The 26,998-nt window shown below is 72.2% G+C and carries 22 protein-coding genes; 10 read left to right on the top strand and 12 right to left on the bottom strand.

What is annotated here, in order from left to right; all coding sequences use genetic code 11:
- Positions 1–344: 344 nt before the first annotated feature.
- Complete coding sequence (locus RM555_RS08830; RefSeq protein WP_311411272.1) at positions 345–854, bottom strand: DinB family protein; 510 nt, start codon at positions 852–854, stop codon at positions 345–347.
- Positions 855–1,009: 155 nt separating this feature from the next.
- Between RM555_RS08830 and RM555_RS08825 the strand changes: the two genes are divergently transcribed.
- The 3 genes from RM555_RS08825 (at position 1,010) to RM555_RS08815 (ending at position 2,818) form a co-directional block, all read left to right on the top strand.
- On the top strand, positions 1,010–1,357 hold the full coding sequence (locus RM555_RS08825; RefSeq protein WP_311411271.1) for a hypothetical protein: 348 nt from the start codon (positions 1,010–1,012) through the stop codon (positions 1,355–1,357).
- 2 nt (positions 1,358–1,359) lie between these two features.
- The gene (locus RM555_RS08820) at positions 1,360–1,989 is read left to right on the top strand and encodes a hypothetical protein (protein ID WP_311411270.1); all 630 of its coding nucleotides are present in this window, start codon (positions 1,360–1,362) and stop codon (positions 1,987–1,989) included.
- Positions 1,990–2,143: 154 nt separating this feature from the next.
- Positions 2,144–2,818 carry a pyridoxamine 5'-phosphate oxidase family protein gene (locus RM555_RS08815; protein WP_311411269.1) on the top strand — a complete coding sequence of 225 codons (675 nt, stop codon included), beginning with the start codon at positions 2,144–2,146 and terminating at the stop codon, positions 2,816–2,818.
- Between the two features lie 325 nt (positions 2,819–3,143).
- Here RM555_RS08815 and RM555_RS08810 read toward each other — a convergent pair whose 3' ends face one another.
- The gene (locus RM555_RS08810) at positions 3,144–4,166 is read right to left on the bottom strand and encodes an AraC family transcriptional regulator (RefSeq protein WP_311411268.1); all 1,023 of its coding nucleotides are present in this window, start codon (positions 4,164–4,166) and stop codon (positions 3,144–3,146) included.
- A gap of 146 nt (positions 4,167–4,312) precedes the next feature.
- Here RM555_RS08810 and RM555_RS08805 point away from each other — a divergent pair, with 146 nt between their 5' ends.
- The 5 genes from RM555_RS08805 (at position 4,313) to RM555_RS08785 (ending at position 8,779) form a co-directional block, all read left to right on the top strand.
- Entirely contained in the window at positions 4,313–5,185 is an 873-nt protein-coding gene (locus RM555_RS08805) for an NAD(P)H-binding protein (RefSeq protein ID WP_311411267.1), read from the top strand.
- Positions 5,186–5,364: 179 nt separating this feature from the next.
- Positions 5,365–6,156 carry a class I SAM-dependent methyltransferase gene (locus tag RM555_RS08800; RefSeq protein ID WP_311411266.1) on the top strand — a complete coding sequence of 264 codons (792 nt, stop codon included), beginning with the start codon at positions 5,365–5,367 and terminating at the stop codon, positions 6,154–6,156.
- Between the two features lie 54 nt (positions 6,157–6,210).
- Entirely contained in the window at positions 6,211–7,212 is a 1,002-nt protein-coding gene (locus RM555_RS08795; protein ID WP_311411265.1) for a hypothetical protein, read from the top strand.
- Positions 7,209–7,862, top strand: coding sequence for a hypothetical protein (locus tag RM555_RS08790; RefSeq protein WP_311411264.1), 654 nt, complete (start codon positions 7,209–7,211; stop codon positions 7,860–7,862). The genes RM555_RS08795 and RM555_RS08790 overlap by 4 nt, the downstream gene beginning before the upstream one ends.
- Positions 7,863–7,876: 14 nt before the next feature.
- Complete coding sequence (locus RM555_RS08785) at positions 7,877–8,779, top strand: inositol monophosphatase family protein (RefSeq protein WP_311411263.1); 903 nt, start codon at positions 7,877–7,879, stop codon at positions 8,777–8,779.
- 6 nt (positions 8,780–8,785) lie between these two features.
- Here RM555_RS08785 and RM555_RS08780 read toward each other — a convergent pair whose 3' ends face one another.
- Complete coding sequence (locus RM555_RS08780; RefSeq protein WP_311411262.1) at positions 8,786–10,018, bottom strand: SLC13 family permease; 1,233 nt, start codon at positions 10,016–10,018, stop codon at positions 8,786–8,788.
- Between the two features lie 96 nt (positions 10,019–10,114).
- Here RM555_RS08780 and RM555_RS08775 point away from each other — a divergent pair, with 96 nt between their 5' ends.
- The gene (locus RM555_RS08775; RefSeq protein WP_311411261.1) at positions 10,115–15,904 is read left to right on the top strand and encodes a WD40 domain-containing protein; all 5,790 of its coding nucleotides are present in this window, start codon (positions 10,115–10,117) and stop codon (positions 15,902–15,904) included.
- Positions 15,905–16,034: 130 nt separating this feature from the next.
- Here the strand turns inward: RM555_RS08775 and RM555_RS08770 are convergent, their stop codons facing one another.
- Positions 16,035–16,736 carry a dienelactone hydrolase family protein gene (locus RM555_RS08770; protein WP_311411260.1) on the bottom strand — a complete coding sequence of 234 codons (702 nt, stop codon included), beginning with the start codon at positions 16,734–16,736 and terminating at the stop codon, positions 16,035–16,037.
- A gap of 316 nt (positions 16,737–17,052) precedes the next feature.
- Here RM555_RS08770 and RM555_RS08765 point away from each other — a divergent pair, with 316 nt between their 5' ends.
- Positions 17,053–17,520, top strand: a complete 468-nt coding sequence (locus RM555_RS08765; RefSeq protein ID WP_311411259.1) for an NUDIX hydrolase — start codon at positions 17,053–17,055, stop codon at positions 17,518–17,520.
- A gap of 3 nt (positions 17,521–17,523) precedes the next feature.
- On the opposite strand, the gene RM555_RS08760 is transcribed toward RM555_RS08765, so the two are convergent.
- The 8 genes from RM555_RS08760 to RM555_RS08725 are packed head-to-tail and all read right to left on the bottom strand — an operon-like array spanning position 17,524 to position 26,809.
- A complete protein-coding gene (locus RM555_RS08760) occupies positions 17,524–18,351 on the bottom strand; it encodes an HAD family hydrolase (protein WP_311411258.1) in 828 nt (275 codons plus the stop codon).
- On the bottom strand, positions 18,344–19,549 hold the full coding sequence (locus RM555_RS08755) for a hypothetical protein (RefSeq protein ID WP_311411257.1): 1,206 nt from the start codon (positions 19,547–19,549) through the stop codon (positions 18,344–18,346). Before RM555_RS08755 ends, RM555_RS08760 begins: the two co-directional genes overlap by 8 nt.
- Entirely contained in the window at positions 19,546–20,178 is a 633-nt protein-coding gene (locus tag RM555_RS08750; RefSeq protein ID WP_311411256.1) for a class I SAM-dependent methyltransferase, read from the bottom strand. Before RM555_RS08750 ends, RM555_RS08755 begins: the two co-directional genes overlap by 4 nt.
- Positions 20,162–21,277, bottom strand: coding sequence for a GHMP family kinase ATP-binding protein (locus tag RM555_RS08745; protein ID WP_311411255.1), 1,116 nt, complete (start codon positions 21,275–21,277; stop codon positions 20,162–20,164). The genes RM555_RS08750 and RM555_RS08745 overlap by 17 nt, the downstream gene beginning before the upstream one ends.
- A complete protein-coding gene (locus RM555_RS08740) occupies positions 21,261–22,343 on the bottom strand; it encodes a monodechloroaminopyrrolnitrin synthase PrnB family protein (protein ID WP_311411254.1) in 1,083 nt (360 codons plus the stop codon). The genes RM555_RS08745 and RM555_RS08740 overlap by 17 nt, the downstream gene beginning before the upstream one ends.
- Complete coding sequence (locus tag RM555_RS08735; protein ID WP_311411253.1) at positions 22,340–24,721, bottom strand: pyridoxal phosphate-dependent decarboxylase family protein; 2,382 nt, start codon at positions 24,719–24,721, stop codon at positions 22,340–22,342. Before RM555_RS08735 ends, RM555_RS08740 begins: the two co-directional genes overlap by 4 nt.
- Positions 24,714–25,805: an NAD(P)-dependent oxidoreductase gene (locus RM555_RS08730; protein WP_311411252.1), complete on the bottom strand. Its 1,092-nt coding sequence runs from the start codon at positions 25,803–25,805 to the stop codon at positions 24,714–24,716. The genes RM555_RS08735 and RM555_RS08730 overlap by 8 nt, the downstream gene beginning before the upstream one ends.
- On the bottom strand, positions 25,802–26,809 hold the full coding sequence (locus RM555_RS08725; protein ID WP_311411251.1) for an aldo/keto reductase: 1,008 nt from the start codon (positions 26,807–26,809) through the stop codon (positions 25,802–25,804). Before RM555_RS08725 ends, RM555_RS08730 begins: the two co-directional genes overlap by 4 nt.
- Between the last annotated feature and the right edge of the window lie 189 nt (positions 26,810–26,998).

Here is a 26,998-nt window from a genome sequence, read left to right as displayed (position 1 = left end):
TCATGATCTGCGCTCCCTGGAGATCGTCGGTTCCGTGCGGTGGAGGCGGCGTTGCCCCGACAGGTCGCCAAGACCCGTCACTTCACATCGATGAAACCATACATTGACATGCGTCAGTGTCGCTCCCTCGGGCCTCTGCTGACCGGCCGCTTCCTGGAGGCCCGGCGCCCTGGTGGGGTGGCGGCCGGGGACGTCGCGTGGGTGCCGGAGCCGGGCGAGCGGATCATCGGTCCCCCTGGCTGTCTGGCGTCGGGCCGGCAACCGCGAGCCGGCGGGAGCACGTCGTCCCACCACCTGCTCGGTGTTCGACGGCGCTCGCCAGGCCGCCCTCCAGTCCCGATGACCTAGCGGGATGCCTCCGACCGCGCGGCGCGGCGGATGTCGAGCAGGTGGTGTTCGCCCTCGTGGACGGTGTGTCGGCCGAGCCACAGCAGCGTGCGGGCCTGCGGTCGCGGCCACGGGTAGACCCCGGTGCGGGCGAGTTCCGCAGGACCGAGCACGCCGAACCGGGCGGCCAGGTCGTCGGCGGCCGCGCCCAGCGCCGCCAGCACGGTGGCGGGATCCTGCTCGTTGTACGCCTCCGCCACGGCGCGCTCGTCGCGTCCCATCGGGGCGAACTCCGGCTCCTCGACGCGTAGCGCCAGCGCGAGGCGTTCGACCTGCACGCCGAGCACGTCGCGGACGTGACAGGCGTACTCCAGTGGCGACCACACCCCCTCGGCCGGTCGCCGGCGCACCTGCCGCACCTCGGCGAGGGCGGCAGAGTATCGCCCGCCGAGCGTGCGCAGGATCGGCGGCAGTTCGTCGGCGGAGACGCCGGCATAGTCGAAGCCGCACTCGTCGCACCGGTCCACAGGCCGAGGCTAGCGGCGTTGCCTTCCGCCGTCACGCCCCCACGGGCGCCAGGCGGCGGTCGGGGAGGAACCGCCCGAAAACGTGGCGGGCAGCGCCGCCGACAGCCGCCACAGTCCGGGCTCACCCGGTCGGGCGGTCGGTCCGGTCGCACGCGGTGGATCAGTGGAACCCGCTGAACCCGATCAACGTCAAAGCGGATACGGCTTCGACCTACGCGGACGTCGACGTGTCCGACTACATCCCTTCGAGCGACAGTCGGGCGGGCTGGTTCGACTGCAGCGCGGGCGCGGACGACATCACACTGAACGCGTACCACATGGACGGCTGCAACGAGCCGCAGAAGCACGCCGTCATGACCCACGAGTTCGGGCATTCCCTCAAGCCCGGCCACGGGCCGGAGATCGCGGTGATGGACTCGTGCCCGGCCTGTTGCAACCCGAACATGAGCAACGACCTGCAGTCGTGGGACATCAGCTCGTATCGCAGCGTACGGGGGTACTGATCATGAGCCGCCGCCTTGTTCGACCGCTGGTCGCAGGCGCCGCCGCTGTCGCGGTGGCCTCTGGCGGGTGGTTGGCCTATGACTCGCTGCGCGCGGGTGAAACGCACTCGGTGCACGCGTCCTACGCGTTCGACGTGAAGGATGAGACGAAGGTGGCGGGATTCGCCGACTACGTCGTCGTCGCGACGGTGGACCGTGTCGCCGAGGTGCAGGAGCGCGACGGCACGCCCTACACCGTCTTCGAGGTGACCGTGGACAGGACCCTCAAGGGCGATCCGGTCAAGACGCTGCGGGTGGTCCAGCTGGGTGGAACCCTCGGTAAGGACACCTGGCGGGTGGAGGGTGAGCCCCCGTTGCGGCCCGGCACGACCTACGTGCTGGCGGCGAAGACGGAGCAGGGGTGTGGGACGCATCAGCTGGTGGGCGGGGCGGACTTCCCGGCCGTTGACCGGGCCGCAGCCCGTGCCGGGAGGTCGGACCCGGTGGCCGCGTGGGAGACCGGCGTCGACCGCCAGCGGTGGCCCGACGCACTCCCCAAGAGTGCCGACCCGGCACATCCCCGACGACAATGTCGAGCCGGCGGCGCGGCAGGTGCTGTTCGTTCGGGGCCCGGGTTGGGTCGCAGCGAATAGCGCCGTGAATTCCTGCGTCGAGACGCGGTTGAAGGTTCCGGTCGCCATGCGCGAGGCAGGTGTGCGTGTTAGCTTCGCATTAGTCAATGTCATTAAGTGACGTGGCTGTTGTTTCCCTCCCCACTTCAGCCGCAAAGCCGAAAAGGAGGACCGCGTGAACCATCCACTGATCGTGCCGACCGAGGACTGGCGTGCCGCGCTGAAAACCTTGCGCGTGGCAGGAGACCTGGAAGAACTCGCCAGAGGGCTGGCGCCTGCACGACGAGTACGACATACCCGGAAGACCGTCGTCACAGTCGACGCGCCGGTCGCTGAGCTGCTCTTCCAGCCGGAGGATGCGACACCGTTCAGCACTGACGCGGCGACCTTGAAGCCCTGGAGTCAGGCGCTGGCGTGCCTGCGGTCGGCCCCCAAATGCTGGCTGTCGACGGTGCGACCCGACGGCCATCCGCACGCCGCGCCGGTGATGCTGGTGCTGGTGGACGGGGTGCCGTGCGTCGCGAGCCGTCCGAACACCCGCAAGGGCCGCAACCTGGCCCGGAACCCGCACAGTGTCCTCATGGTCGGCGACGAGGACCTCGACCTGGTGGTGAAGGGCGAAGCTCACCGGGTTTCCGGCGACGCCATGCTGCGCCGGGTGGCTGCCGCCTTCGAGGCGAAGTGCCGCTGGTCGTTCGACATCCGGGACGGCCGGGCCTACGACGGGAGCCTGCCCGGATCGCCCGAGTACGCCTTCTACCGGATCTGCCCGGTCCAGGCCTTCGGCTACGGCGCGGACGGGATGACCGCGACCCGGTGGCGGTTCGATCGCGCCTCTGGCCGGCGGTAGGGATCGGTCCGCGGCGACTGTCGGCGGCAATGTCGGCGTGGCCGCGCGGATCTGAATCTGCCGCAACCGCAATTCGGTCACGCCACCGTTGAGTCCGCAGGCCGCATATCTGTGGATCGGCGGGTGACGGGAATCCCACACTTCCGAAGATCGATTCTGGCAATGCCGTCCGACGAGTGTGAGTGGAAGTTAAACCTCGACGCTTGCGGCGTACGCCTTGATTTATTCAGACCTCGGTTGCGTGCTCGGCAGCGTCGATGCCATCGGGCGGCGGAAATTCCTCGGGGAACTGTGCTCAGATGGGCGGAAGTCGAGACTGCTGACGTCAACCAGTCGCCGTACTCGTCGACGAGTAGGTGGTCGAGATACTTCCCGTCTGCTGGCTGGGGGCGGGAAGTGTCCGTCGTGCCGCTCCGGGTGGAGAGCCCACCACACGCTTGAACGCCCGGGCGAACGCGGCCTCCGAGCGGTAGCCGAAGCGGCTGGCGAGTTCGGCCACGGTGGCGCCCTCGTCGCGTAGCGCCGTCGCGGCCAGGTGCATCCGCCAGCGGGTCACGTAGCTGATCGCGGCTTCGCCGACCAGTTCGGTGAAGCGTGCGGCGAAGGCTGAGCGCGACATCGGGATCTGGTCGGCGAGCGAGGCGACGGTCCAGTGCCGGCCGGGTTCGCGGTGGATGAGGGAGATCGCGCGGCCGATCAGTGGGTCCCGCAGGGCCCCGAGCCAGCCGGACCGGGCGGCTGGGTCGTTCTCCAGCCACGCGCGTAGCGCCTGCACGACGAGTACGTCGGAGAGGCGGGTGATCACCGTTTCGCCGCCGGGGCGCAGGCCCTCGGCCTCGATCGCCATCAGTCGCAGGGTGGACTGGATCCAGTCGAGTCGGGCAGGATCCGTCGCCGGGTCGAGGACGAGGATCTGTGGCAGCAGGGCCAGCAGTCTTCCTGCCGCCGGGTGGTCGGAGCGTACGGCTCCGCAGACCATGTCGATGCGCTCGCCGCCGCCGCCGTGCCGGAGGATCTCGTAGCGCTCGCCGAGCCGTTCGCGCTCCAGCTCGAAGATGCTCGGCGTCGGCGCGCCGGGTTCGCTGCGCAGCCGGTGGCCCTGCCCATGGGGGACGAGGGCCAGTTCGCTCCCGGTGAGGCGTCGCGGCTGCGCCCCTGGCGCGTCGAGCCAGCAGCTCCCACGCGTGATGACGTGGAACCAGAGGTGGTCCTTGAGCGGCGGAAGCTCGAGCCCGAACGGGGCGGTGAACTCCGAACGGCAGTAGAACGCACCCCGCAGCTCGAGGAAGTGCAGCGCCTCGCCGAGCGGGTCGGCGGCCGAGGGCCAGGGGGCACGTTCGTCGGGCATGCCGCAAGTGTGCCAGGAGCAACGCACCGACGATCCAGACCATCTGGACGAAAGAGCATGTACTACGGACAGGAAGTCATAGCCAGTCCCTGAACCCCAGCCGATGCTGGACGCGTAGCAAGACACGCCGACCGAGAGGGACTGACATGATCGCCGTGATGGGGGCGACCGGGAACACCGGTCGTAAGGTCACCGAACTGCTGCTCGAAGCCGGCGAGGAGGTCCGGGCGCTCGGCCGCTCGCCGGAGAGGCTCGCCGAGTTGGCCGCGCTGGGGGCCGCGACGGCCGTCGGTGACGCCCGCGATGCCGACCACCTGGCGAGCGCCTTCGCCGGCGCCGACGCGGTCTACACGCTCACCGCTTTCGACCCGACCCTGCCTGACTACCACGCCGACCAGGACCGACGCGGGGAGGCCATCGTCTCGGCGATCCGGAAGAGCGGGGTACGCCGCGTGGTCGCGCTCAGCTCGATCGGCGCGGAGCTGACGGGCGGTAACGGATTCATCGCCAGTCTGCACCGGCAGGAGCAGCGACTGCGGACGCTGGACGGTGTCGACGTCCTGCTCCTGCGTCCCGGTGCCTTCTTCGAGGGCTTCCACTCGGCGCTGGAGACGATCCGCCATGAGGGAGTCGTCGCCGACTCCGTCGCACCCGACGCGAAGGTGCCGATGGTCGCCACGGCCGACGTCGCGGTGGCCGCCGCCGGGGCGCTGCGCGAACGGAACTGGAGCGGCGTGGTGGTCCGCGAGCTGATCGGCCCCCGCGACCTGACGTACGCAGAGGTGGCGACCGCGATCGGTACGGCGATCGGCCGCCCGGACCTCCGGTACGTCCAGCTGCCCGACGAGGAGATGGCGGCGATCCTCACCGGGACCGCCGGGTTCTCGCCCGACTTCGCCGCCCTGTTCGTCGAGTTCAACCAGGCGCTCAGCGCCGGTCGACTGCGCCCGGTCGAAGGCCGCAATGAGGGCAACACGACTGCGACCCGGTTCGAGGAGTTCGCCGCCACGCTGCGGTAGCGGTGGCGGCTGAACGGCGTGCCGCCGCCGCTGCCGGCGCCCTCGGCCGCCCCGCGCTCCCCGCCGCCGCGCCGGCGGGGCGCGGGTCGCTGTCGCGGCGGTCACGCCACGCGACGCCGGGTGGTGCGAGGCTTGAGGTGGTCGCCGTCGCCGAAGGTGGCGCCGCAGCGGAGGGTGCGATGGCCGAGCCACCGACCGGGGCCCCGTCGGGCAGCGCGCAGGCGCACGGGCGGCGCGCCAACCGGCGAAGCTACCACGACGGTGTGCAGGTCAACGGGTACGTCGACGACCCGTACCACCGGGTCCGCCGGGCGGTCGCGGCCCGGTTGATGGTCGACGGCATCCGTGGGGGCGAGCCGGTGCTCGAGTTGGGCTGTGGCCCGTGCAGCACGGTCGACCCGGCGGAGCTGCCCGTGCCGCTCGTGGTGGCGGACATGGCCGAGGCCGCGCTGGGCGCGGCCCGCCGGGCCGCCGCCGGTCGGGCGCTGCCGGTCTGCCTGGACGCCACCTGCGCTCTGCCGTTCCGCACCGGCAGCTTCTCCGGGCTGCTGACCGGTGAGTTGATCGAGCACGTCTACGACCCGGTGGCGTTGCTGCGGGAGTGTCACCGGGTCCTCGCCCCGGGCGGGCTGCTGGTGCTCACCACGCCGAACCTGGCGACCGTCCAGGACCGGCTGGCGTTCCTCGTCGGCCGCGCACCCCGCCAGGTGGACCCGCTGCACCCCTACCTCTGGTTGCACATTCGTCCGTTCACCGCGTCGCTGCTGCGGCGGGTGCTGCGGCGGGCCGGGTTCGCACCGCTGGCGCTGCGGTCCAACCACGTCGGGTGGCGGCTGCCCGGCGGACGCTGGGTCACCTCCCGGCTGCTCGCCCGGCTCGCGCCGGGGCTCGGCGGCTCGCTGATCTGCGCCGCCCGGCGGCTGGACGAGCCACCTTCGCCGCAGGGCGCGGGACTCGGGAGCGGTGCGTGATCAGGCATTGACATAGGGCTATCATGAGGGCTCCGTCGTCGACCGGGAGATGTCATGGCCGGCCTTCTCACCTGGGTCGTCAGGAATCTCGACGCGTTCATCGGGCTGCTCCTGGCACTGACCGTCGCGACCCTCGGGCTCAACAACGGCGTCAGCCAGGACGTGGTGAACAGCGCCATCCTGCTCGTACTCGGCCTGCTCGCCCAGGCGCTGCTGCGCGACCGGCTGCGCCGGGAGACCGCCGAGCGCGAGGTGCGGCAGGTCATCCGGGACACCCGGGACCGGCTCGCCGAGCTGGTGCCGCAGATGGGCGAGATCACCGGTCCGGAGGGGGCGCTGAACCGGGCCCGGGAGGCGATCGACAGCATCTCCATGGTCCGCGTCCTGCACGGCAGCGAGGTCGGGCAGGCCCTGGCCGAGGCCCGTCGGCACACCGACCGGTGGAACTTCAAGGGCGGCACCGGCACCTACACCCGGGCGGTCACCCTGCCCGACTGCCTGGAGCACGCCCGTCGGCGTAACGCCACCCTGCACTTCGCCATCGAGATCATCGACCCGACTGACGAGGAGGTCTGCGAGCGGTACGCGCGGTTCCGGCGCAGCCTCGCCCCCGACGAGCCAGGCGAGCGGTGGACCGTCGACCGCACCCGCAAGGAGTCCTACGCGACCGTGCTGGCCGCCTGTTGGCACCGGCAGCGCTCCGGGCTGCTCACCATCGACGTCCGGGTCTCCGCGCAGATGACCACCTTCCGCTACGACCTCTCCTCGAGCTGCGTCATCGTGACCCAGGAGAATCCGCAGACCCCGGCACTGAGGATCGACCGTGGGGAGCTCTACTACAACCGCTACAACATCGAGTTGCAGTACAGCCGTGAACAGAGCCGGCGGGTGCCGATCGAGGCTGCCGGGCAGGTCAGGCTCGACGACGAGCCCTCCGTGGAGCAGGTTCGCCGCCTGTTCACCGCGCTCGGGCTGCCACTGCCCCGGTCCTTCGGCGACCGCGAGGTCGCCGACATCGTGAGCCGGGCCATCCAGGCGAGGAACCCGTACGCATGATGAGTTACGCCGACCTCGAACGTGAGATCGACCGGGGCACCCGGCCGGAGCTGCTCCGCGACTGGGTGGTGGGCGTCCTCGACGACGTCGCCGAGGGGCAGCGGCCGTTGCTGGCCGTACGGCACCCGCTCGGGTTCACCTGCCTGCCGGTGAGCCGTACCGGCGCCGACGGGATCTGCGTGCACGCCTGGCCGGCCGAGCCGCCGACCGTCCCACCGACCACGTCCACCGTGCACTCGCACAGCTGGGACCTGCTCAGCCACGTGCTGCACGGCCGGGTCCGCAACGAGCTCATCGAGGTGACCGAGGCGCCCGCCGACCCCGCCTGGCGGGTGTACGAGGTGCACAGCCGGGGCGACGTCGACGAGTTGGCGGCCACCGACCGGCTGGTGACGGCGGCGACCGTCACCGTGGAGACGTACGGCGCGGGCAGCTCGTACGCGCTGCGCGCCGGCGGCTTCCACACCTCGGAGGTGGACCCGGGGCAGCCGGCGGTGACCGTGGTGCTCGGCCGGGCCGCGCCCGGCTTCTGCGACCTGAGCCTCGGCGCCGTGGGCGGACACCGCCACCGGATACGCCGGGACCGCTGCGGCGCGGCGGAGACCGCTCGGATGGCGCGGCAGATCGCTCGACTGGTGGCACGGGGCTGAGGGGTGGAGGAACCATGGACGTGGAGCCGGGCAGACCCGGGCCGGACCTGCGGGACGCACACCGGTTCGCGGTGGAGGCCGCCCAGGCCGCCGGGCGGCTGGTGCGCCGGGGCACCCGGGGCGAGCTGCGCGCTCGGGCCAAGAGCGCGTCCGGTGACCTGGTCACCGACCTGGACCTGGCCGCCGAGCGGCTGATCGTCGGCCGGATCCGGGCCCGCTGGCCGGAGCACGGCGTGATCGCCGAGGAGGGCGGGGAGTACGCGGCCAACGACTCCTGGGCGTGGCTGGTGGACCCGCTCGACGGCACCAACAACGTGGCGATCGGGCTGCCCACGTACGTGGTCGGGATCGCACTCTGCGACCGGGGCTCGCCGGTGCTCGGGGTGGTGCACGACCCGGTCGCCGGCCGCACCTGGTCGGCCGTTCGTGGTCAGGGCGCCTTCGTGCACGTCGACGGTCCGGCGGCGCAGCCGCTGCGTACGCGGCACCGGCCGGTGCCGCCGGCGCCGGTGCTGGCCTGGACCCAGGGATACGAGGTACGCCGGGACGACAGCACCGCCCGGGCCCTCAAGGTGGTGCTCGACTCCACCGCCCGGCGGGTGCTGCAACTGTGGGCGCCGCTGCTGTCCTGGGTGATGCTGGCCCGGGGCGACATCGACGGCATCGTCGGCTACCGTCCGGAGGCGGTCGACCTGCCGGCCGGGATGCTGCTGGCCGCCGAGGCCGGCATGGTGGTCCGGGCCCTCGACGGCGGCTGGTTCGACGACCGCTACGGGCGCCCCGCCGACCGGCGCAGCTTCGTCGCCGGCCCGCCGGAGACGATCGACCGGCTGGTCAAGCTGGTGACCGCGGCACAGTGGATCGAGCCGAAGGTCCGCCATCTCACGCCGATCAGCCTGACCACTGTCGGCTGGTGAGGCCGGTCAGCCCGGCGGGGTGACCAGCAGGGCGGCGACGCTGGCGGTGGTGGCCAGTGCGGCGAGGACGGCGCTGGTGGCCACGAACCGCCCCAGCGGGACCGCGACCCCGGCGGCCCGGCAACGCTCATACCAGATCAGCGTGGCCAGCGACGCCCACGGGGTGGCGAGCGGGCCGACGTTGGTGCCCACCAGCAGGGCCAGCAGTTGGGTGTGGTGGTGCACGGCGATGACCGCCTCCCCGGCCACGTACGCGGGCAGGTTGTTGACCACGTTGGCGAAGAGGGCGCCGACGGCGCCGGCCCGCAGCGCGCCCTCGGCCCCGGGGTCGTCGCCGATCAGCGCACCCATGACGGTGTCCAGTCCGTGCCGACCGATGGTCTGCACCACCAGGAACAGGCCGGTGACGAAGACCAGCAGCCGCCAGGGGACCAGGTGGAGTCTCAGGCTGCCCCGGGCGCGGACCACGAATCCGGCGACCAGGATCGCGGCGGCGACCCCGGCGGCGATTCCGATCTCGACCTCGGCGAGGACCCCGGCGACGAACAGCAGGCAGGCCACGAGCGCGGTGCGGTAGAGCACGGGGTCGGACGGCACGTGCGGCGGCGGTGGCACGAACGGGTCGGCGCCGGTCCGCGCCGGCCGCCAGTACCACCACCAGAGCAGCAGCATGGTGATCGCGATGGCGACCAGTTGCGGCCACCACATCCGGGCCGCCCACGGCAGCGGGGCCAGCCCGATCCGGTCGCTGGCCAGGATGTTGGTCAGGTTGGACACGGGCAGCAGCAGGCTCGCCGTGTTGGCCAGCCAGACCGTGGTCATCGCCAGCGGGACCGGCGGCACACCGAGCTTGCGGGCCAGAGCGATCATCACCGGGGTGAGCAGGACAGCGGTGGTGTCCAGGTTCAGCGCGATCGTGGTCACGGAGGCGAACCCGACGCAGAGCCAGAACAGCGCGCGGAAGTCGCCTCGCGCGGTGATCGCCATCCGGGCGGCGAGCGCGTCGAAGACCCCGGCCACCGCGGTCAGCTCGGCCAGCACCACCACGGCGCCGAGGAAGATCAGGATCGGCAGGATCCGGCGTACGGTGGCCTCGGCGTCCGCGCGGGGGAGGAGGCCGGTCAGGACGCAGAGGACGCCGCCTGCGAACAGGCCGATCGCGATCCAGTCCAGTACGTGCAGCCGACCCCAGGAGGATCGGTCCGGGGCGGCCGACGGCGACTGGCCGGTGGTGTCCACAAGGCACGATCCTCGCACACCGTCGCGCGCCGGGACGCGACCGACCCGACCGCGCATGGTGGCGACGGGTTGACCCTGAGTGGTCATAATGGCGGGGTGGCTGTAGGCGCGCAACCGACCCGGTCCGACCGCCCCATCGACTTCTTCGTCAGCTACTCGCCCGCCGACGAGCGCTGGGCGACGTGGTTGGCGTGGGAGTTCGAGGCCGCCGGCTACCGCACGATGCTCCAGGCGTGGGATTTCGTGGCCGGCACCAACTTCATCGACTTCATGGACCGGGGGGTCCGGGAGGCCGCGGTCGTGGTGGCCGTCCTGTCCGAACGCTACCTGCACTCGACGTACGGCAAGCTCGAGTGGCAGGCGGCGCTGCGTGCCGATCCGGACGGCACCGGCAACAAACTGGTCACCGTCCGGGTGGAGGACTGCCCGATCGACGGCCTGCTCGCCACCATCACGTACGTCGACCTGGTCGGGGTCACCGACCCCGTGCAGGCGCGTTCCCGGGTGCTGGACCGGATCCGGGAGGCGCTCGACGGCCGCGCGAAGCCCGTCCGGCAACCCGCCTTCCCGCACCATCCGGCCGACCCGGCCGGGGTGCTCTCCGCCCCCGTCGCCGGCCCGCCCGCGCCGCGCCGGGCCCGCCGTACGCCGATCAACCCGCCACCGTTCCCCACCGCCCCGGCGACGGTGCCGACCGCGCGGACGGCGCTGACCGTGCTCCAGGTGACCGGGCCGCGGTTCGGTCGGGGCATGATCGAGCCGGGCGCCCCGGTCACCCCCGGAGAGCTCCAGGAACACCTGATGGGTGATCTGACCCTGCTGATGAACGACGAGGTCCCCCGACCCGACCTGCTGGTGGTGGCGGGCAACCTGACGGAGTCCGGCAGCCCTCGCGAGTTCTCCGACGCGCTGAGCTTCCTCACCGGGCTGCGGGTGCTGCTCGGGTTGGAGCCGCACCGCCTGGTCGTGGTGCCCGGCCCGCGCGACGTGACCATGGCCGCGAGCCGCGCGTACTTCGCCACCTGCGAGGCGGACGACGTCGACCCGCAGCCGCCGTACTGGCCGAAGTGGCGGCACTACGCGCGGCTCTTCGACGACCTCTACCAGGGTCTGGAGGACCGGCTCTTCGACAGCGAGCAACCGTGGACGCTGTTCCCGGTGCCGGACCTGCGGGTGGTGGTGGCCGGGTTGAACTCCACCGTCGCCGTCACCCACCGCGAGGAGGACCGCTACGGCTTCCTCGGCGAGGCCCAGTCCACCTGGTTCGCCCAGCGGCTGCGTCACTACCAGCAGTCCGGCTGGCTGCGGCTGGGCGCGATGGCGCACGTTCCCGGCCCGCGCACCCCGTACGCCGATGAGATCGCGGTCCCGGACGGGGTGACGCTGCGCGACCGGGGATCGTTCAACCGCCTGCTCGGGCCCATGCTCGACCTCCTGCTCTCCGACGCCGTGCCGACCGGCGCCCAGGTCGACCCGGTGGTGCCGCTGGCCACCGCGTCCCGCGACGGCCGGGCGCAGGTGCTCCGGCTCGCCGCCGACGGGATGACCCGCTGGGTGCTCGGCCGCGACGACCGGCGCGAGGTGGGCGAGTCGACGGCCGTGCGCTGGCCGCGCGCGGAGGCGACGTTCGGTGCGGTCGGGCCGGCCCAGATTCCCGACCCGCGGCAGCCCACCTCCGCCGAGAGAGCCGTCGGGGACGTGTCGGCCGGCACGCCGGCCGCGCTTCCGGTGGCGCCGCTGGACCGGCTGCTCGACCGGCTGGCCGAGGTCTGCGAGGCGCGCCACGACCGGGTGCTGGTGCGTCGGGTGACGGTCGAGCCGCCGCACCTGTTCGTCACCTACCGCGCCGACGGGGTGGTCCGGCAGCAGCGCGTCGGGGCGTACGTCGGCACCCCGACCGCCACGGACCTCGACCACTTCGCCCGGCGGGTGCACGCCACCGACCCGGACATCGCGTCCGAGTTGGTCTACGACGGCGACCGGGTCCCGCGCGGACTGGCCGAGGAGGCCCAGCGGCGCGGCGTACGGGTGCTGCACCTGACCGAGTTCCAGGGGCTGCTCGATCTGCGTGAGTATGTGGCCACGCAGACCGCCCGGTTGCAGGCCGACCGGCTCTACCCGCCCGGCCAGTACGTGCCGCAGCGCTACCGCCACCTGGTCGGCGCCGACCAGCAGGTCCGCGAGGACGTGGTGGACCAGCTGCTCGAGTTCGCCGCCGCGCCGGACGGCCGGTTCGTGCTGGTGCTCGGCGACTTCGGCCGGGGCAAGACGTTCGCGTTGCGCGAGGTGGCCCGCCGGCTGCCGACGGCCGCCCCCGACCTGATCCCGATCCTGGTGGAGCTGCGTGCGCTGGACAAGGCGCACTCGGTCGACGGGCTGGTCGCGGCGCACCTGGCCAACCACGGCGAGCAGGTGATCGACCTGAAGGCGTTCCGCTACATGCTCCGGCAGGGGCGGATCGTCCTGCTCTTCGACGGCTTCGACGAGTTGGTGGCCCGGGTCACCTACGACCGGGCGGCGGACCACCTGGAGACGCTGCTCCAGGCGGCCGAGGGGAACGCCAAGATCATCGTTAGCAGTCGCACCCAGCACTTCAAGACCAACTCGCAGGTGCTCACCGCCCTCGGTGAGCGGGTGGGCATGCTGCCGCACCGGCGGGTACTGGCCGTCGAGGACTTCACCCCCGGGCAGATCGAGACCTTCCTGCGGCACCGCTACGGCGGCGACGAGCAGGCGGCCCGGGAGCGGATGAACCTGCTCGGCGGGGTGCGGGACCTGCTCGGTCTCTCTCGTAACCCGCGCATGCTCGGCTTCATCGCCAACCTCGACGAGGGACGGCTGACCGCGGTTGCCGGTGCGGGCGGCACGTTCAGCGCTGCCGCGCTCTACCGGGAGATCCTGGAAGCCTGGCTGGACTTCGAGGAGCGGCGTACCCAGGGCGTGCCGGGTGTGCCGGTCAGCCTGCGCCGTCCCGAGCTGTGGCGCGCGGTGAGCCGGTTGGCCTTCCAGCTCTGGGAGAGCGGGGAGTCGTACCTGCGCCTGACCGAGCTGGCCGAGACCGCCGGGCAGTTGGCCGGGCTGGCGGAGTCCCAGCTCTCCGGATCGCAGGCGACGCACGCGGTGGGTGCGGGCAGTCTGCTGGTCCGCACCGACGACGGCCTGTTCGGCTTCATCCACACCTCCGTGATGGAGTGGCTGGTCGCCGCGGGGACCGCCGCCCAGCTCAATGAGGGCGAGGAGCCGACGGCCCTGGCGGCGCGTCCGCTGTCGACGCTGGCCGTGGAGTTCCTCGGCGACCTCGCCGACCCGGCCCGCTGCACCGCCTGGACGTCGCGGGTGCTCGGCGACGAGGCGGCCGGCGAGACGGTTCGGGCCAACGCGTTGCGGCTCAGCGCCCGGCTGCGGCTGCCGGACCGGGCCGACCTCCGTGGCGCGGTGCTGCGCGGTGAGGACCTGTCCCACCGGGAGCTGGCCGAGGCGGACCTGACCGGCGCGGACCTGACCGACACCCGCCTGGTCGCCACCAACCTGACCGGGGCCCGGCTGACCCACGCCCGGTTGCGCGGCGCCCGCCTGGACCAGGCTCGCCTCACCGGGGCCGACCTGAGCGGGGCCGATCTGGCCGGAGCCCGACTGTTCCGGGCCGACCTGCGCGACGTGCGGGTGGCCGGCAGCAGTTGGCACCGGGCCGCGCTGATCGACGTGAGTGCCCACCCGGCGCTGCTGCGCGCGCCGGAGCTGCGCGGCGCCGTGGTCGCCCCGGGCCGTCCGGTGACACCGGGCCTGGCCCCGTCCGCCGTGGGCGTCTCGTACGGCTTCGAGGTGGGCCGGCTGCCGTTGCCGGCGGCGTACAGCCCGGACGGCACGGTGCTCGCCGTGGGCAGCGACGACGGAGGGGTGCTGATCTGCGACACCACCACCGGCCTTCCGGTGCGGACCCTGCAGGGCCACCGGGGCCGGGTGTACGCGGTCCGATACGACGCCGCCTCGCACCACCTGGTCACCGGCTCGGCCGACCTCAGCGTACGACTGTGGGACGCGGACCACGGCGACGTGCGGCACGTGATCGAGGACGTCTTCGCCGGCTGGGTGTGGCCGCTGCTCACCGACGGCGCGCGGGGCCGGCTGGTGGTGGGCGACGCGGCCGGTGTGGTCCGGCTCTACGACACCCGGACCGCCCGGCTGCTCCAGGAGTGGCCCGGGCACGCCGCGCCCATCTGGGGCACCTCGTTCAGCCCGGACGGGCGGCGGGTCGTGGTCGTGGACAGTTCCGGCGCGGTCCGTGGCTGGGACGTCGCCTCGGGCGACCTCGCCTTCGAGGTGCGGGAGCCGGAGGTGGTCTACCGGGTGGTGCACACCCCGGACGGTCGGTCGCTGGTCGCCGTCGGACAGCACGGCCGGGTGTGGATCCGCCGGGCCGCCGACGGGGAGCTGCTGCGTCAGCCGCGCGGCCACGAGGCCGACGTCTACGCCCTCGACGTGCACCCCGACGGCGGGCTGATGGCAACCGGCGACACGCATGGCGCGCTGCGGCTGTGGGAGGTGGAGACCGGCCGCTCGGTCCGGGTGCTGGACCGGCAGCGTGGCGCGATCTACAGCGTCCGGTTCAACGCCGACGGCACCATGCTCGCCACGGCCGCCAGCGACGGCGCGATCCAGCTCTGGACCACCGCCGACGGCCAGCTCCGGCACGAGCTGAGTCGGCACCGCGGCTCGGTCTGGCCGGTGGTGTGGCGGCCGGACCAGGCCCAGGTGGCGACCAGCAGCAACGACGGCACCACCCGCCTCTGGGACGCGCGGACCGGGCAGCTTCAGCACACCCTGCGTGGACACGGGCGGCGGGTCACCTCGCTGTCCTTCCGCGACGACGGCGAGGTGCTGGCCGCCTGCGGCAACGACGGTGTGGTGCGGCTGTGGGAGCCGCGCACCGGGCGGCTGGTCCGGCAGTTCGCCAGCCCGGCCGACCGGCTGCTCTCCGCCGTGTTCTGTCCGGGTGAGCCGCTGGTCGCCGCACCGAGCGGGGACGGCGGCGTGCACCTGTGGAACACCGACACCGGGGTCGACGAACGCGAGCTGAACGTGGAGACCGACCATGTCTGGGCGGCCGCGTTCAGCCCGGACGGCGATGCGCTGGCCACCGCCAACGACGATGACACGGTCCGACTGTGGTACCGGCGTACCGGCCGGCACTTCGCCACCCTCACCCCGCACCGGGGCCGGGTCCGGGCGGTGGCGTTCAGCCCGGACGGCGAGGCCATCGCCACCGGCTGCGACGACCACCTCGTCCGACTCTGGGACGCGGCCACCGCGACCTGTCGCCACACGTTGGAGCTGCACACCGACCGCGTGTACGCGGTGTGTTTCAACAGCGAGGGGACGCTGCTCGCCAGCGCGAGCAACGACGGCACCGCCGTGGTGTGGGACGCGCTCACCGGCGAACGGCGCGCGGTGCTCACCGAGCACAGCGGCCGGCTCTGGTCCTGCGCGTTCAGCCCGAACGGCGCGCTGCTCGCCACCGCCGGGGACGACCTGATCATCCGGCTGTGGGATCCGGGCACCGGTCGGCTGCACTGCACCCTGGCCGCGCACACCCGGCGGGTCTGGTCGGTGGCGTTCAGCCCGGACAGCAGCATGCTCGCCAGCGCCGGTGACGACGGCACCGTCCGGCTCTGGGACGTCGTGGACCCGGAGCACGCTCAGCTGCGCGCCACCCTGATCGGCCTGCCGGACGGCTGGGCTGCGGTCAGCCCGGACGGGCGCTACAAGCTGGACGGTGATCCGGGCGGTCAGTTCTGGCACGTCATCGGCACCTGCCGGTTCGAGGTGGGCGAGCTGGACCCCTACCTGACGCAGGTGCGTCGACTCCCGGTGGACGCCCCGTTCTGACCGGTCGGACCCGTCGGCGTGGCGGTCGTCGTCGGCCAGTCGGCGCAGGTCGACGTCATCCACCAGGCCCCGTTCGACCGGCTGCTGCCGCAGTGTCGATCGAGCGGGACGTCGGCGGCTGCGATGCCGGTCAGCGTGGCATGAGGTGCCGGGTGAAGAACCGGACCGCGCTGTCCAGTTCATGTTCCGGGAGCCGGTCGCCGTGGCGGCCCGGGTTGGCGTGCAAGGTCTTCTCGGCCGAGCCGAACGCGTCGAACAGGGCCAGGCTCTGCTCGCGGGGCACCCGCTCGTCGTCCCACTGGAGCAGGAACTCGACCGGCACGGTGATCTGTGCGGCGGCTGCGGCGGAAGCCGGGGCCGCGGCGCCACCCAGGCCCAGCACCGCCGCGCGGACCCGGGGCTCAGCGGCCACGAACGGCACGCCGAGCCCGCATCCCAGCGACACTCCCCAGTAGCCGACGGCTTCCGACCCGAGGTGGTCCAGGACGGCCTGCCACTCCGGGACGGTCTGCTCGGCGACCAGGGCCTGGAATTCGGCGAGCAGCGGGGCCAGTTCGTCGCCGGAGTCGACGCGGGCCTGGATCTCGGTGGCGATGTGCTGGTAACGGTCGTCGGTCGGCCGGTCGCCGTGGTTCGGAACGTCCACGCAGACGGCCGTGAATCCGCTGGTCACGAAGCGGTGGGCACGGTGCAGGATGCCGGGGGCGGTCTTGTGCTGGCCGCCGCCGTGGCCGAGGAGGATCAGCGGGCGGGGGGCGGTGGTGTCGTCGTCCGGGGTCCACCTGACAGCGGGAACGCCGCCGACGGTGAAGAACTCTTCGTGAATGTGCATCGGGAACGCGGGCCTTTCGGGGTGCCTTGTGCGGGCGCTCCCTAGACCATGCGGGGCAGGGAGTCCCGACCTGTCACAGCGTTGATCGGACTCACCTCCTCGGTCGGCAACCATGCACGGCAGGGTCGACCGTACACGAGCTGTCGCCGAGCCGCGGTGGAGTGCTTCCCCGATGCGGCATCACCCCCGGTCATCGCCCGACGCGGCACCGGCGACGGGCACGCCCGGGGAGTGTCACCGCCGGGCGGACCAGTAGGATTCTCTGCTTATGACCTCTGTTGAATCTGAAGCGCCGACGCGGGCGCCTGTTTCTCGCGTGCAGCTCGTCATCGGCATCGTCCGGCGAGGCGACGAGATCCTGCTGGTGCGGGAGAGCCTCGGCGCGAACGGCGAGATGCTCTGGTCGCTCCCCGGCGGCGGCGTCCAGGACGGCGAGGTCTTCCACGAGGCGCTGCGGCGGGAGATGCAGGAGGAGACCGGCCTGGTGGTCGGCGACCCGGTCGCCACCGCGTTCGTGATGCACATCGACTCCGAGCGGTACCCGTCGGCACTGGCGATCGCGTTCGAGATCAACGACTGGGAGGGCGAGACCCTGCCGGAGGACGACGAGATCGCCGAGGCGGCGTTCTTCCCGCTGCCGGAGGCCCTCAAGCTGATCGGGCAGCTCGAAAGCGACAACCAGCGGGAGCCGATCCTCGGCTACCTGACCGGTGAGGTGCCGGCCGGCACCACCTGGATCTGGCGCAACCGGGACGACCAGGAGGTCCTGCTCGGGCGCTGGTGACCGTCAGTGCGCGCAATCCTCCACGACGTCGGGCCGGTCACGCCGGACGAGCGTGTCCGGGTGGAAGGCGGCCAGGAAGTCTCCGATCGGGCCCGACAGCCGCATCGTCGCGCGAGCGGCGGCGTCGGCGTGGCTGTCGGCCACCGCGACCCCGACCGCCGCACTGGCCAGCAGGCACCGGTCGTTGCGCCCGTCGCCGAACGCGATGACCCGCTTCAGGTCGGCCTCACCGGCCTGCGCGGCCAGCAACGCCGTCACCGCGGCGGTCTTGCAGGTCCCCGCAGGCCGCAGCAGCTTCGCCGCGGTGCCGGCGAACGGGATCGCCTCGACGGCACCGCCCAACAGCCCCTCGGGCAGCGGCACACGGTCCAGCACCAGCACCGAGCCGACCTGCGCCCTCCCGCCGAGCTGCGGGTCGACCTCGATGGACGATCGGGGCAGCCGGTGGGCCATCGCGAACCACGTGGACGCCCGCCGGGACGTCGCGACATAGCGGTGGTCCAGCTCCGCGACCAGCTCGGTGAAACCCGCGGCGAGCAGCGTCGGCAGCACCTCGCGGGGCAGCGCGCGGCGGTATGTCGCCCGGGCGGCGGAACGGTCGTACTCGACGTTGCCGTTGTCGAGCAGCAGGCGCGGCCCGAACAGTTCGAGGAGGCGCTCGGGTAGACCGAGCGCCTCGAACAGCACCGTCGACCGTCCCGTCACCAGCAGGAGCGTCAGACCGCGGTCGCGCAGCCGGGCGAGCCCCTCGATCGTGCCGGGCAGCGGCACACCGCGCTCGTCGACCAGCGTGCCGTCCAGGTCGAACGCGGCGAAGGCGAAGTCAGGCACGCAGCGTTCCGAGCGCCTCGCGGATGGCGCTGGACAGATTCACCAGCGTGTTGCGGGTGCCGAGCTCGGCGACCAGGATCGGCAACCGGATGAGTGCCTCGAACGTCCGCCCCGCCATGGTGCCGATCTCGTCGCGGTCGCGGGTGCGGGCGTGCAGCCAGTCCTCGACGAACACGTCGTCGTCCGGAGTCATCAGCTGCTCGGTGAGCACCTCGCGCGCCTGGTCCGGATCGACCCGACGCACGCTGAGCACCGCGGAGTCCTTCGTCACGCGGGGCAGCACGATGGCGGCCAGCCGCACCGAGGGGACCAGGGGGGTGCCGGTGCGCGCACGCCACTCGACGGGCAGCAGGTTCAGCTTGGAGTCTCCGCGGAAGCTCTGCCAGTCGCTGGTGACGAAGTCCGGCTGCCGGCGGGCCAGCTGCCAGCTGGTCGCGTCCTTCAGGCCCAGCGCGTGCATGGTGCCGCCGTTGATGCGGATCGGCACCGGCATGCCGCAGGCCGTCACCTGCTCTCCGTCCGCGCGGACCATGACCCGGTCGTTGGCGACGAAGGCGCAGCCGGAGGCAGCGGCCAGCGCCAGGGCGGTGGTGGACTTGCCGGCACCGGAGCGGCCGACCACCACCACGTTGCCCTCGGGGGTGGCCGCGCAGGACGCGTGCAGCCCGGCCCAACCGTCGCTCTCGCCGCGCCGGTAGCCGAACTCGCGCAGGTGCCGGGCCAGCGCCAGGTGGGCGTAGGGGCGCGCGGTCGTGACGAACACCAGGCCGCGCGGGGACTGCACGACGAGGTTGGTGCCGTCGATCTCGTCGGGCTCCGAGACCACGGCGCAGGTCCCGTCGGCCAGCTCGTAGCGGATCCCGGGCGCGGCCACGTGCAGATGTACGGCTCGCCGCCGGACCGCCTGCGCCGCGTAGTGCTCGACCAGCCGTGCGAAGCACGTGTCGGAGACGGCGAGGTTCACGGCGGCCAGCGAACAGGGCGAGAAGTCGTCGGGCAGGTGCTCCCAGATGTCGTTCGCCGGGGTGAACAGGTCGTGCAGGTACGTGATGGCTCGCGGGTCGGCGCTGCTCACCGCGATCCTGGTCTGGCCCAGCCGGACGGTCCCGGCGCGTACGCCGAGCCGTGCCGCCAGCGCGTGCGGATCGGCCAGCTCGGCCGGATCGGTGTCGAGGAGGGTTGCTTCGCTCTGGATCATCGGGTCCCCGTCGGTCGCAGGACGGCCCGCCAGACTGAGCGCTGGCCGGGGTCGGCATCGTGGAGGTATTCGAACGGGCCGTCGACGAACTGGAACCCGGCGGTACGGCAGAGTGCGGCGATCCGCTCCGGCGGCATCAGCGTCATCACCTGTCCGTTGGGGAGCCGGTGGCGGTCGTCGGCGAGCGGGGTGAGCCGGTGGTCCAGATGCGCCGCGCTGAACAGGTTCAGCGACACCACGCCGGCGGTGGCGACGGCCCGGCCCAGCTCGCCGATGGCCGCGGAGACCTGTTCCGGCCGGGGCAGATTGTGCAGGACCCCGTGACACACCACGACCGCGGCCCGCGCGGTGGCCACCGGCAGCGCAGCGACGTCCGCCTGGCAGAAGGCGGCACCGGGGGCGACGCCCTGTGCGCGCAGCACCATCTCGGCATGCAGGTCGAGTCCGACGACCCGGTAGCCCCGTTCGGCCAGCAGCGGCAGGTTCCGCCCACCACCGCAGCCGACGTCGAGCGCCACCGCGCCGGGGTCGCCCTGCGGCACGATGTCGGCCAGGTATCCCGGCGGCGACGCCGTGGCGAACGCCGTCACCACGTCCGGCCGGTTCCAGTAGTCACCCGTCGCGCGCATGGCGCTTCACCGTGCACTCGTCGATCAGGTAGCCCTGGTCCCACGGCATCGCGCGGAACGTGGTGAGGCCCGCGGCTTCGAAGCCGGCCGCGACGGCGTCGGGCTGCTCGGTGAGCGCGAAGAAGAGCGGCCCGACCGAGGACAGGCTGAGCACGGCGGCCTGTCCCGACTCGAACAGCTGCCGCACCTGCGCCGCGTACTCCAGCAGGCGGGGGTGCGAGAAGGCGCAGTTGCGGATGCTGCCCATCTCGAACCGGTAGTCGAAGACGAGCTGCCCGAGGGTGCGCGGAGTGCCGGTGACCAGGTCGGGCCAGCACTCGTGCAGCAACCGGTAGGCGATCTGCGGCGCGTACCGGCGGCCGGTCTCCAGGAACCCGTCGAAGTTCTCCGCCTCGGCGCGAAGACTCTCCGAGGCGTCCCAGCTGCGCAGGTCCGGTGGTACGGCGAGCACGATCGTGTGCCCGGCCGGCGCGGGGGCGGCCAGCAGCGCGACGGCGTTCCCGCAGACCACCTGGATCGCGCCGGGTACCAGACCGGCGGCGGCCGAGCCGCCGATGCACTGGACCGGCATGATCTCGTCGTCGTTGCCGTCGATCTCCTCGCCGTGGTTGTCGACCAGCAGCCGCATCAGCGTCCGGTGGTCCAGCGGCCGACCGCACAGTTCGTTGATCGCCGCCGCCACGGCCGAGAGGACGGCGCTGCTGCTGCCGAGACCGACGTGCGGAGGCAGCGGGTGCGAGCGGATCGTGATCCGCATTCCGCCGGTGAGGCCCAGGACCTGGCGCATCAGCAGCGCGGCGTGGCGCCCCAGGACCGGCCGGGCACTGTCGGCGGTGATCTCGACGCCGTCGCCGGACGCCGTGCCCTGGACCTCGACGCTCGTGAAGAGGTCGGTGACGAAGACCAGCTCACCGGCGGGGTAGGAGCCGGCGCCGGGCAGCACCTTGCTCGGGTCCAGTGCCATCGCGTTGAGCCGGTTCGGGTAGCGCAGGCGCACCCGGCCCTCGATTCCGGCGACGGGTGGCACGGACGGGACTGCGCCGCGCACCGAACCCACCCGTACGGGGGCGAAGCCCGCCACACTACCGGTCGCGGTCATCGGCGTTTCCTCTCCGCTGTCGGGGCAACGGCAGCGTCACCGCGGCCTTGGACGTGGTGATCTCGATGAGGTGGTCGAGGGCCTCGACGGTGTAGCCGCCGCTGCCCAGCGAGCCTTCGGCCCGGATCGCCATGTTGGCCCGGGCCACCTGGCGGTGGGGGTAGCGGAAGCGCAGGATGCGCTTGAGCAGCGCGGCGTACTCCGCGCGCACCCGGGGCGACTCGAGCAGGCAGCGCAGCAGCGGCGAGTTGCCGCTGCGGTACGCCAGGAGCGTGTCGTCGCACACCGCCCGGTGGGTGGGCGGCAGGTAGAGCACGTTCTCCACGAGATAGTCGTCGTGCCACGCGCCGAGCTGGCCCGGTTCGCTCGGCGCGAGCAGAAGCACGTCGAGGACGAGCAGTGGCATCTGGGCGCCGCCGGGACCCATGTAGGACCGTCCGCCGATGTCCATCGACGGGAAGTAGGGCCGGAGCCGGTGCGAGAAGTAGTCGGGGGTGATCGTCCGCTGGACCGTACGCAGGTTCTTGCGCAGGACCTCGACCCCGTCGTGCACCTGGCCGAGTGCGGCGAGGAGCACGTCCTCGTCGAGGTCGGCGCGGTCGCGGCAGGCGGCCAGGCCGTCGACGGCCAGGTTCAGCGCCTGGGTCGCGGCGACGACCGAGTCGATGAACACGTGCTCTTCGTCGCTGAGCAGGAAGCCGCGGCGGCGGGGGCCGACCGGGTTGCGCGTGGTGTAGCTGTACACGGTGTCGCGGGGGACCTCGTCGGCGACGGCGGCCAGGCGCAGGAGTGTCGGCTCGATGCCGTGCAGGTCGGCGTCCGGATCGTGCCGGACGAGTGAGGCGGCGAGGAAGCCCAGGTCGCGCAGGGCGGCTCGGGCCGTGTGGACGTCAGCCGTATCGAAGCCGGCGCTGAGGTCGGCCAGCGCGTCGACCATCCACGCCGTGTCGGCGCGCTCGTTGGCGGCGGGCAGTTCGGCGAGGACGTCGTCGGCGCGCAGCGGGTCCATCGCGGCCACGGCGAGGTCGTCGGCGTTCTGGTCGGCGCCGATGAAGGAAGTGGTCATGCCGCGACCCCGACCGCGGTGGCCAGGACCGTGCCGGTTCCGCCGTCCGTGCTCCGTACCGCCGCGTGCGCCCGGATCAGGTCGGCGCCGTGATCGGCGACGGCGACGACATCGTCGACCCGCAGCCGTTCCGGTTCGGAGACGTCGAAGACGGGCAGGAGGCGGGCCATGCGCTGGCCCACGCCGGTGTCGACCGCCATCCGGGTACGCCGTCCGGCAGGCAGCGACGCGGTGGTCACGACAAGCTCGCCGGCGCTCCCGGACACGTCGGGTACACAGCGGCCGACCAGGCCCGACCGGGCGACCAGCGCGTCCGCCGCCGACGCGGCGACCAGGTCGGACAACCGCCAGGCGTCCTTCGACCGGGCGCCGACCACGACCGTGCACTCGATGTCGAAGAAGCGGTTCGGGAACCGCTGGTACTCCTGCCGTAGCAGGTGTGTCCGCCGGGGCAGCAGCGGATCGCCGCTGACCCGGAGCATGTCCAACCGGGCCGGGCGGTCGTCGTCGGCGAGTTCGACGGTGCACTCGAACGACGTGTCGATGGAGAACGAGTACTCGTCGCTGTGGGCGCGGCGCCGGAAGCCACGCGCGCTCTTGCCGAGCTTCACCACGACGCGGTCCCGGAAACACTGGATCTCGTCGGTGAACTCGCCCTCGCCGAACTTGTACTCCAGCGACCGGAACTCGCCCGTGCTCTCCAGGTTCATCAGCACCCGCTCGCCGGGGTCACCGGCGCCGACGCAGAAGTGCACGCCCCCGACCAGGGACAGCTTCTGCTGCGACCGGTCGAGCACTTCGACGTAGTAGTCGGCGGTCCGTACGCCGAACAGCTCGTTGCCGAACGGGTCGGCGAGATCCGGGGCGTAGACGTGCGCCTGGCGACCCGTCGCGGTCTCGCCCCATTCACGCACCTGGAGGGGTTCGCCGGTGGCGGAGCGGTGCAGGAAGGTGTGGAAGGAATACCCTGGCTCGTCCGGATCGCGGCGGCCCGGCGGGTGCACGATGTAGTGCCGGAAGCAGTCGGTGTCGGCGGCGATGTCCCGCAGCTGCTCCGGCACACCGGCGTCGGTCTTCCCGCGCCCGGGCCTGGCACGTGCGGCCCTGGCCTGCGCGACCGCCTCGGACAAGCCGGTGGCGAATCGGGCGATCTGCTCGTCGGTGAGGCTGTGTCCGGCGTAGAAGTGGTGGTAGCTGCGGCGTCCGCCCTGCGGCGCGGGCGCGCTGACCGCGAGGAGCCGGTAGCGCTCGGTGAATTCCTTCGGCAGCAGCCCGTCCGGTGTGGAGAACCCGGCCACGACGACGGGCGAGGCGGGTGCCGGCCGGATCTCCGCCTCCGGGTCGGCGGCACGGATCGCGTCGGCGATCAGGTCCCGGCGACGCAGGCACTCCTGGATCGCCGCGGTGAAACCGGAGTGGCCGAGGCCGAAGATCGTGGCCCACAGGGCGGCGGCCGCGGCGCCGGGGCGGGACCCGGTCAGGGTCGAGTCGACGATCCCGGTGACGGGGCTCGCCTCGGTGACGTGCCCCAGCAGGCCCTTGCGCACGAGCAGCACCCCGCACGAGTACGGCAGCAGCCCCGACTTGTGCGGGTCCAGGGCCATCGCGTGCACGCCGACGTTGCGGAAGTCGAAGGCCAGCGCGGGATCGCTGAACGGGAAGATGAAGCCGCCGTGGGCCGCGTCGACGTAGCAGAAGAACCGCACCTGATCCGTGAGCTGCACCGCGCGGCGCCGCAGCAGCGCGGCCAGCTGATCGACCGGGTCGCACAGGCCGCTGTTGTAGTAGCCGGCCGTCAGCGCCACGATGATGCCGGTCGCGCCGCCGGCGACCGCCGCCTCGACGGCCTGCGCCAGCTGCTCCGGCTCGATGACCCAGCTCGGGCCGGGTGCGATCGTGCGCAGGTCGAGGCCGAGGACCTCGGCGGCCTTGGTGACGGAGTGGTGGGCGAACTCGCTGGTGATGAGGGTGACCCGCGACGACGCGTCGGCCCGGACGGCATTGCGTCCGATCCGCAGTCCCTGGAGCACCGCCTCGGTCGCGCCCGAGGTGATGTAGCCGTCGGCCGAATCGGCGTGCAGCAGTCCGGCGAGGCCCAGCAGAGCTTCGCGTTCGAGCCGCCGGGTGCCGGCGCGCCCGGCGCCGAAGGGGGTGTGCACTCCGACGTTGTTGCTGTTGAGAGCCAGGAACCGGGTCCAGGCGGAGAGGGCCACCTCGTGCGGGGCCGACATGGCGAAGCCGAGCCGGGTCACCGTGGGGTCGTCCCAACCGGTCGTCTCCGCGTACGCGCTGTCGAGGCCGGCGGTCAGCTCGCTCGGGCTCAGCCCGGCGGCCGGGAACGTGTCGCTGATCGTCCAGCCGTTCTCCAGGTCACCCACCGGTACCGTCCTTGCCGTGCCGGGCGGCCGGCGTTCGGCCGAGCCGGACCTGCAGTCGCTGGGGTGTCAGCGGGTGCCGTGGCTGTTCTCCCGCCAGCACGCGCAGGATGTCGTCGGCGACGATGTCGGCGACCGCGATGTTGGCGTCCCTGGTGCGCCCCGCGATGTGCGGCAGGTGGACCACGTTGTGCCTGCCGATCAGAGGATCGCCCTCCGGCAGCGGTTCGACGTCGTACACGTCGGCGGCCCAGGCCAGTTCGTCGGCGAGGACCCGCTCCCGCAGTGCCGCGGCATCGATCGCGGCGGCTCGGGTGATGGTCACGACGAGTGCGCCCTTCCGTAGGGCGAAGACGTGGTCGCGGTCGACCACGCCGGTGACGCTGGGGGTGTCCGGTGCCGCGACGACGAGGATCTCGGAGTCCCGCACCAGCCGGTCGAGGTCCACCGACTCCGCCGAGACCTCGGCGAAGCGCTCCGGGGAGCGGAACGGGTCGTACGCCAGCACGGTCGCGCCGAGCGTGGCGCACCAGCTGGCGATGCGGCCGCCGATCTCGCCGACCCCGATGATGCCGACGGTCTTGCCCGCCACGGTGCCGTTGGCGAAGCGCGGGTCGTCGCAGAACTGCACGTACGGGTAGTCCCAGGGACGGAAGCCGGTGATGACCTCGTGGTGCCACTGCGGGATGCGACGCAGCCCGCACAGGATCAGGCTCAGCCCGCACTCGGCGACCGACTGGCCCCAGCCGGGTGTCCCCTCGACGAACGGGATGCCCGCGTCCCACAACGCGTCCATGGCCTCGATCCCGCAGGTGTCGGTTTCGCTGGCCACCACCTTCAGCCGGGTCGCGGCGGCGATCATGTCGTGGGTGAGGTCGCCCCCGAACAGGGCGACGGCGTCGATGTCGGCCCAGTCGACGGCGGCGAGGTCGCTTTCGCGTACGTCGAGGTAGCGGATGTCGCAGGTCGGGGACAGGCGTTCTTCCAGCCGCTCGCGCAGGAACGCCCAGAATTCCGAGAGCAGACCGTCGTCGGTCAGCAGCACGACGGGTCGGCGGGAGGTGAGGTCGTTCATGCCCTGGCTCAAGATTCCTCGCTGTCACGTGTGCCGCGATGGCCCTGCTCGATGGTCCGGAACCACAGGCTGCTGCCGGGGGCGACGATCGCGTCGACCGCCTGACGGGCCTGTGCGTCGACGGCGGTCTCTGTCGCCCTGAGTGCGAGCGTGAGTTGGTCGAGGGTCCGGGGACCGATGATGGTGCTGGTCACGTCACTGCTGCCGGACAGCCACGAGTGGGCGAACTCGGGCAGCGACTGCCCGTGCTCGGCGGCGAGGTCCAGCAGCGCGGCCAGGGCACGCTGCACCGGCTCCCAGACCGTGCCGCGCGGTGACCACCATTCGGTGAAGCGGGCGTCGGCGGGCGGCTCCCCGAGGAACCGTTCGCTGAGGTAACCCATCGCCAGCGGGCTGTAGGCGACGAAGCCGACGCCGTACTCGCGGCAGATGGGGAGAATGTCCCGCTCCACCTCGCGTTCGAGCAGGTTGTACGGCGACTGCTCGGCGATCGGGCCGGGCGTGCCGAGCGAGCCGCGTGCCAGCACGGCCATCTCGACCAGACGCCAGGTCGGCACCACGCCGAGGCCGGGCTGCTCGGCCATCTCCTCCGGGCTCGGCATCGTGGACGTGCCGATGTAGCGGATCTTCCCCTCCCGCACGAGGTCCGCCAGGGCGCCGAGGGTCTCCTCGACGGGCGTCCGTAGGTCGTGCCGGTGCAGGTGGAAGATGTCGATGTGGTCGACGCCCAGGCGACGCAGGGACCGCTCGCACTCGCGCTTGACGGCGTACGCGGAGTTGCCCCAGTCGTTGGGTCCCGGGCCGACCTCGTTGTAGCACTTGGTGGCGATCAGGACGTCGTCGCGGCGGTGACGGATGGCCTTGCCGAGGATCTGTTCGCTGCGGCCGTCCTGGTAGGCGTTGGCGGTGTCGACGAGGTTGACGCCGGCGTCGAGGGCCGTGTGGATGATCTCCTCTGCCGCGGCCTCGTCGGTCGGACCGCCGAAGTTGAAGGTACCCAGAGTAACCGTGGACACACGCAAGCCGCTGCGGCCCAGTTGATGGAACTCCATCCACGCCCCCTGCTGTCTCCACCGAACCCAGCGGCCATTGTGCCGCTGACGGTTATAGTGATCAAGATCGGAGCGAGAGTCCACTAATCAGCTGAACGATCGCCGGGCAGCAGTTGAGCGCTGGTCAACCTCCCTGCCGGCCCGGCCCCCACG

Origin of the sequence: Micromonospora reichwaldensis (assembly GCF_031845925.1) — a bacterium.
In the GTDB taxonomy this organism is placed as follows: Bacteria; Actinomycetota; Actinomycetes; order Mycobacteriales; family Micromonosporaceae; genus Micromonospora; species Micromonospora reichwaldensis.
The sequence above is the reverse complement of the archived record's forward strand: the minus strand, read 5'-3'. Positions and strand labels throughout refer to the sequence as shown.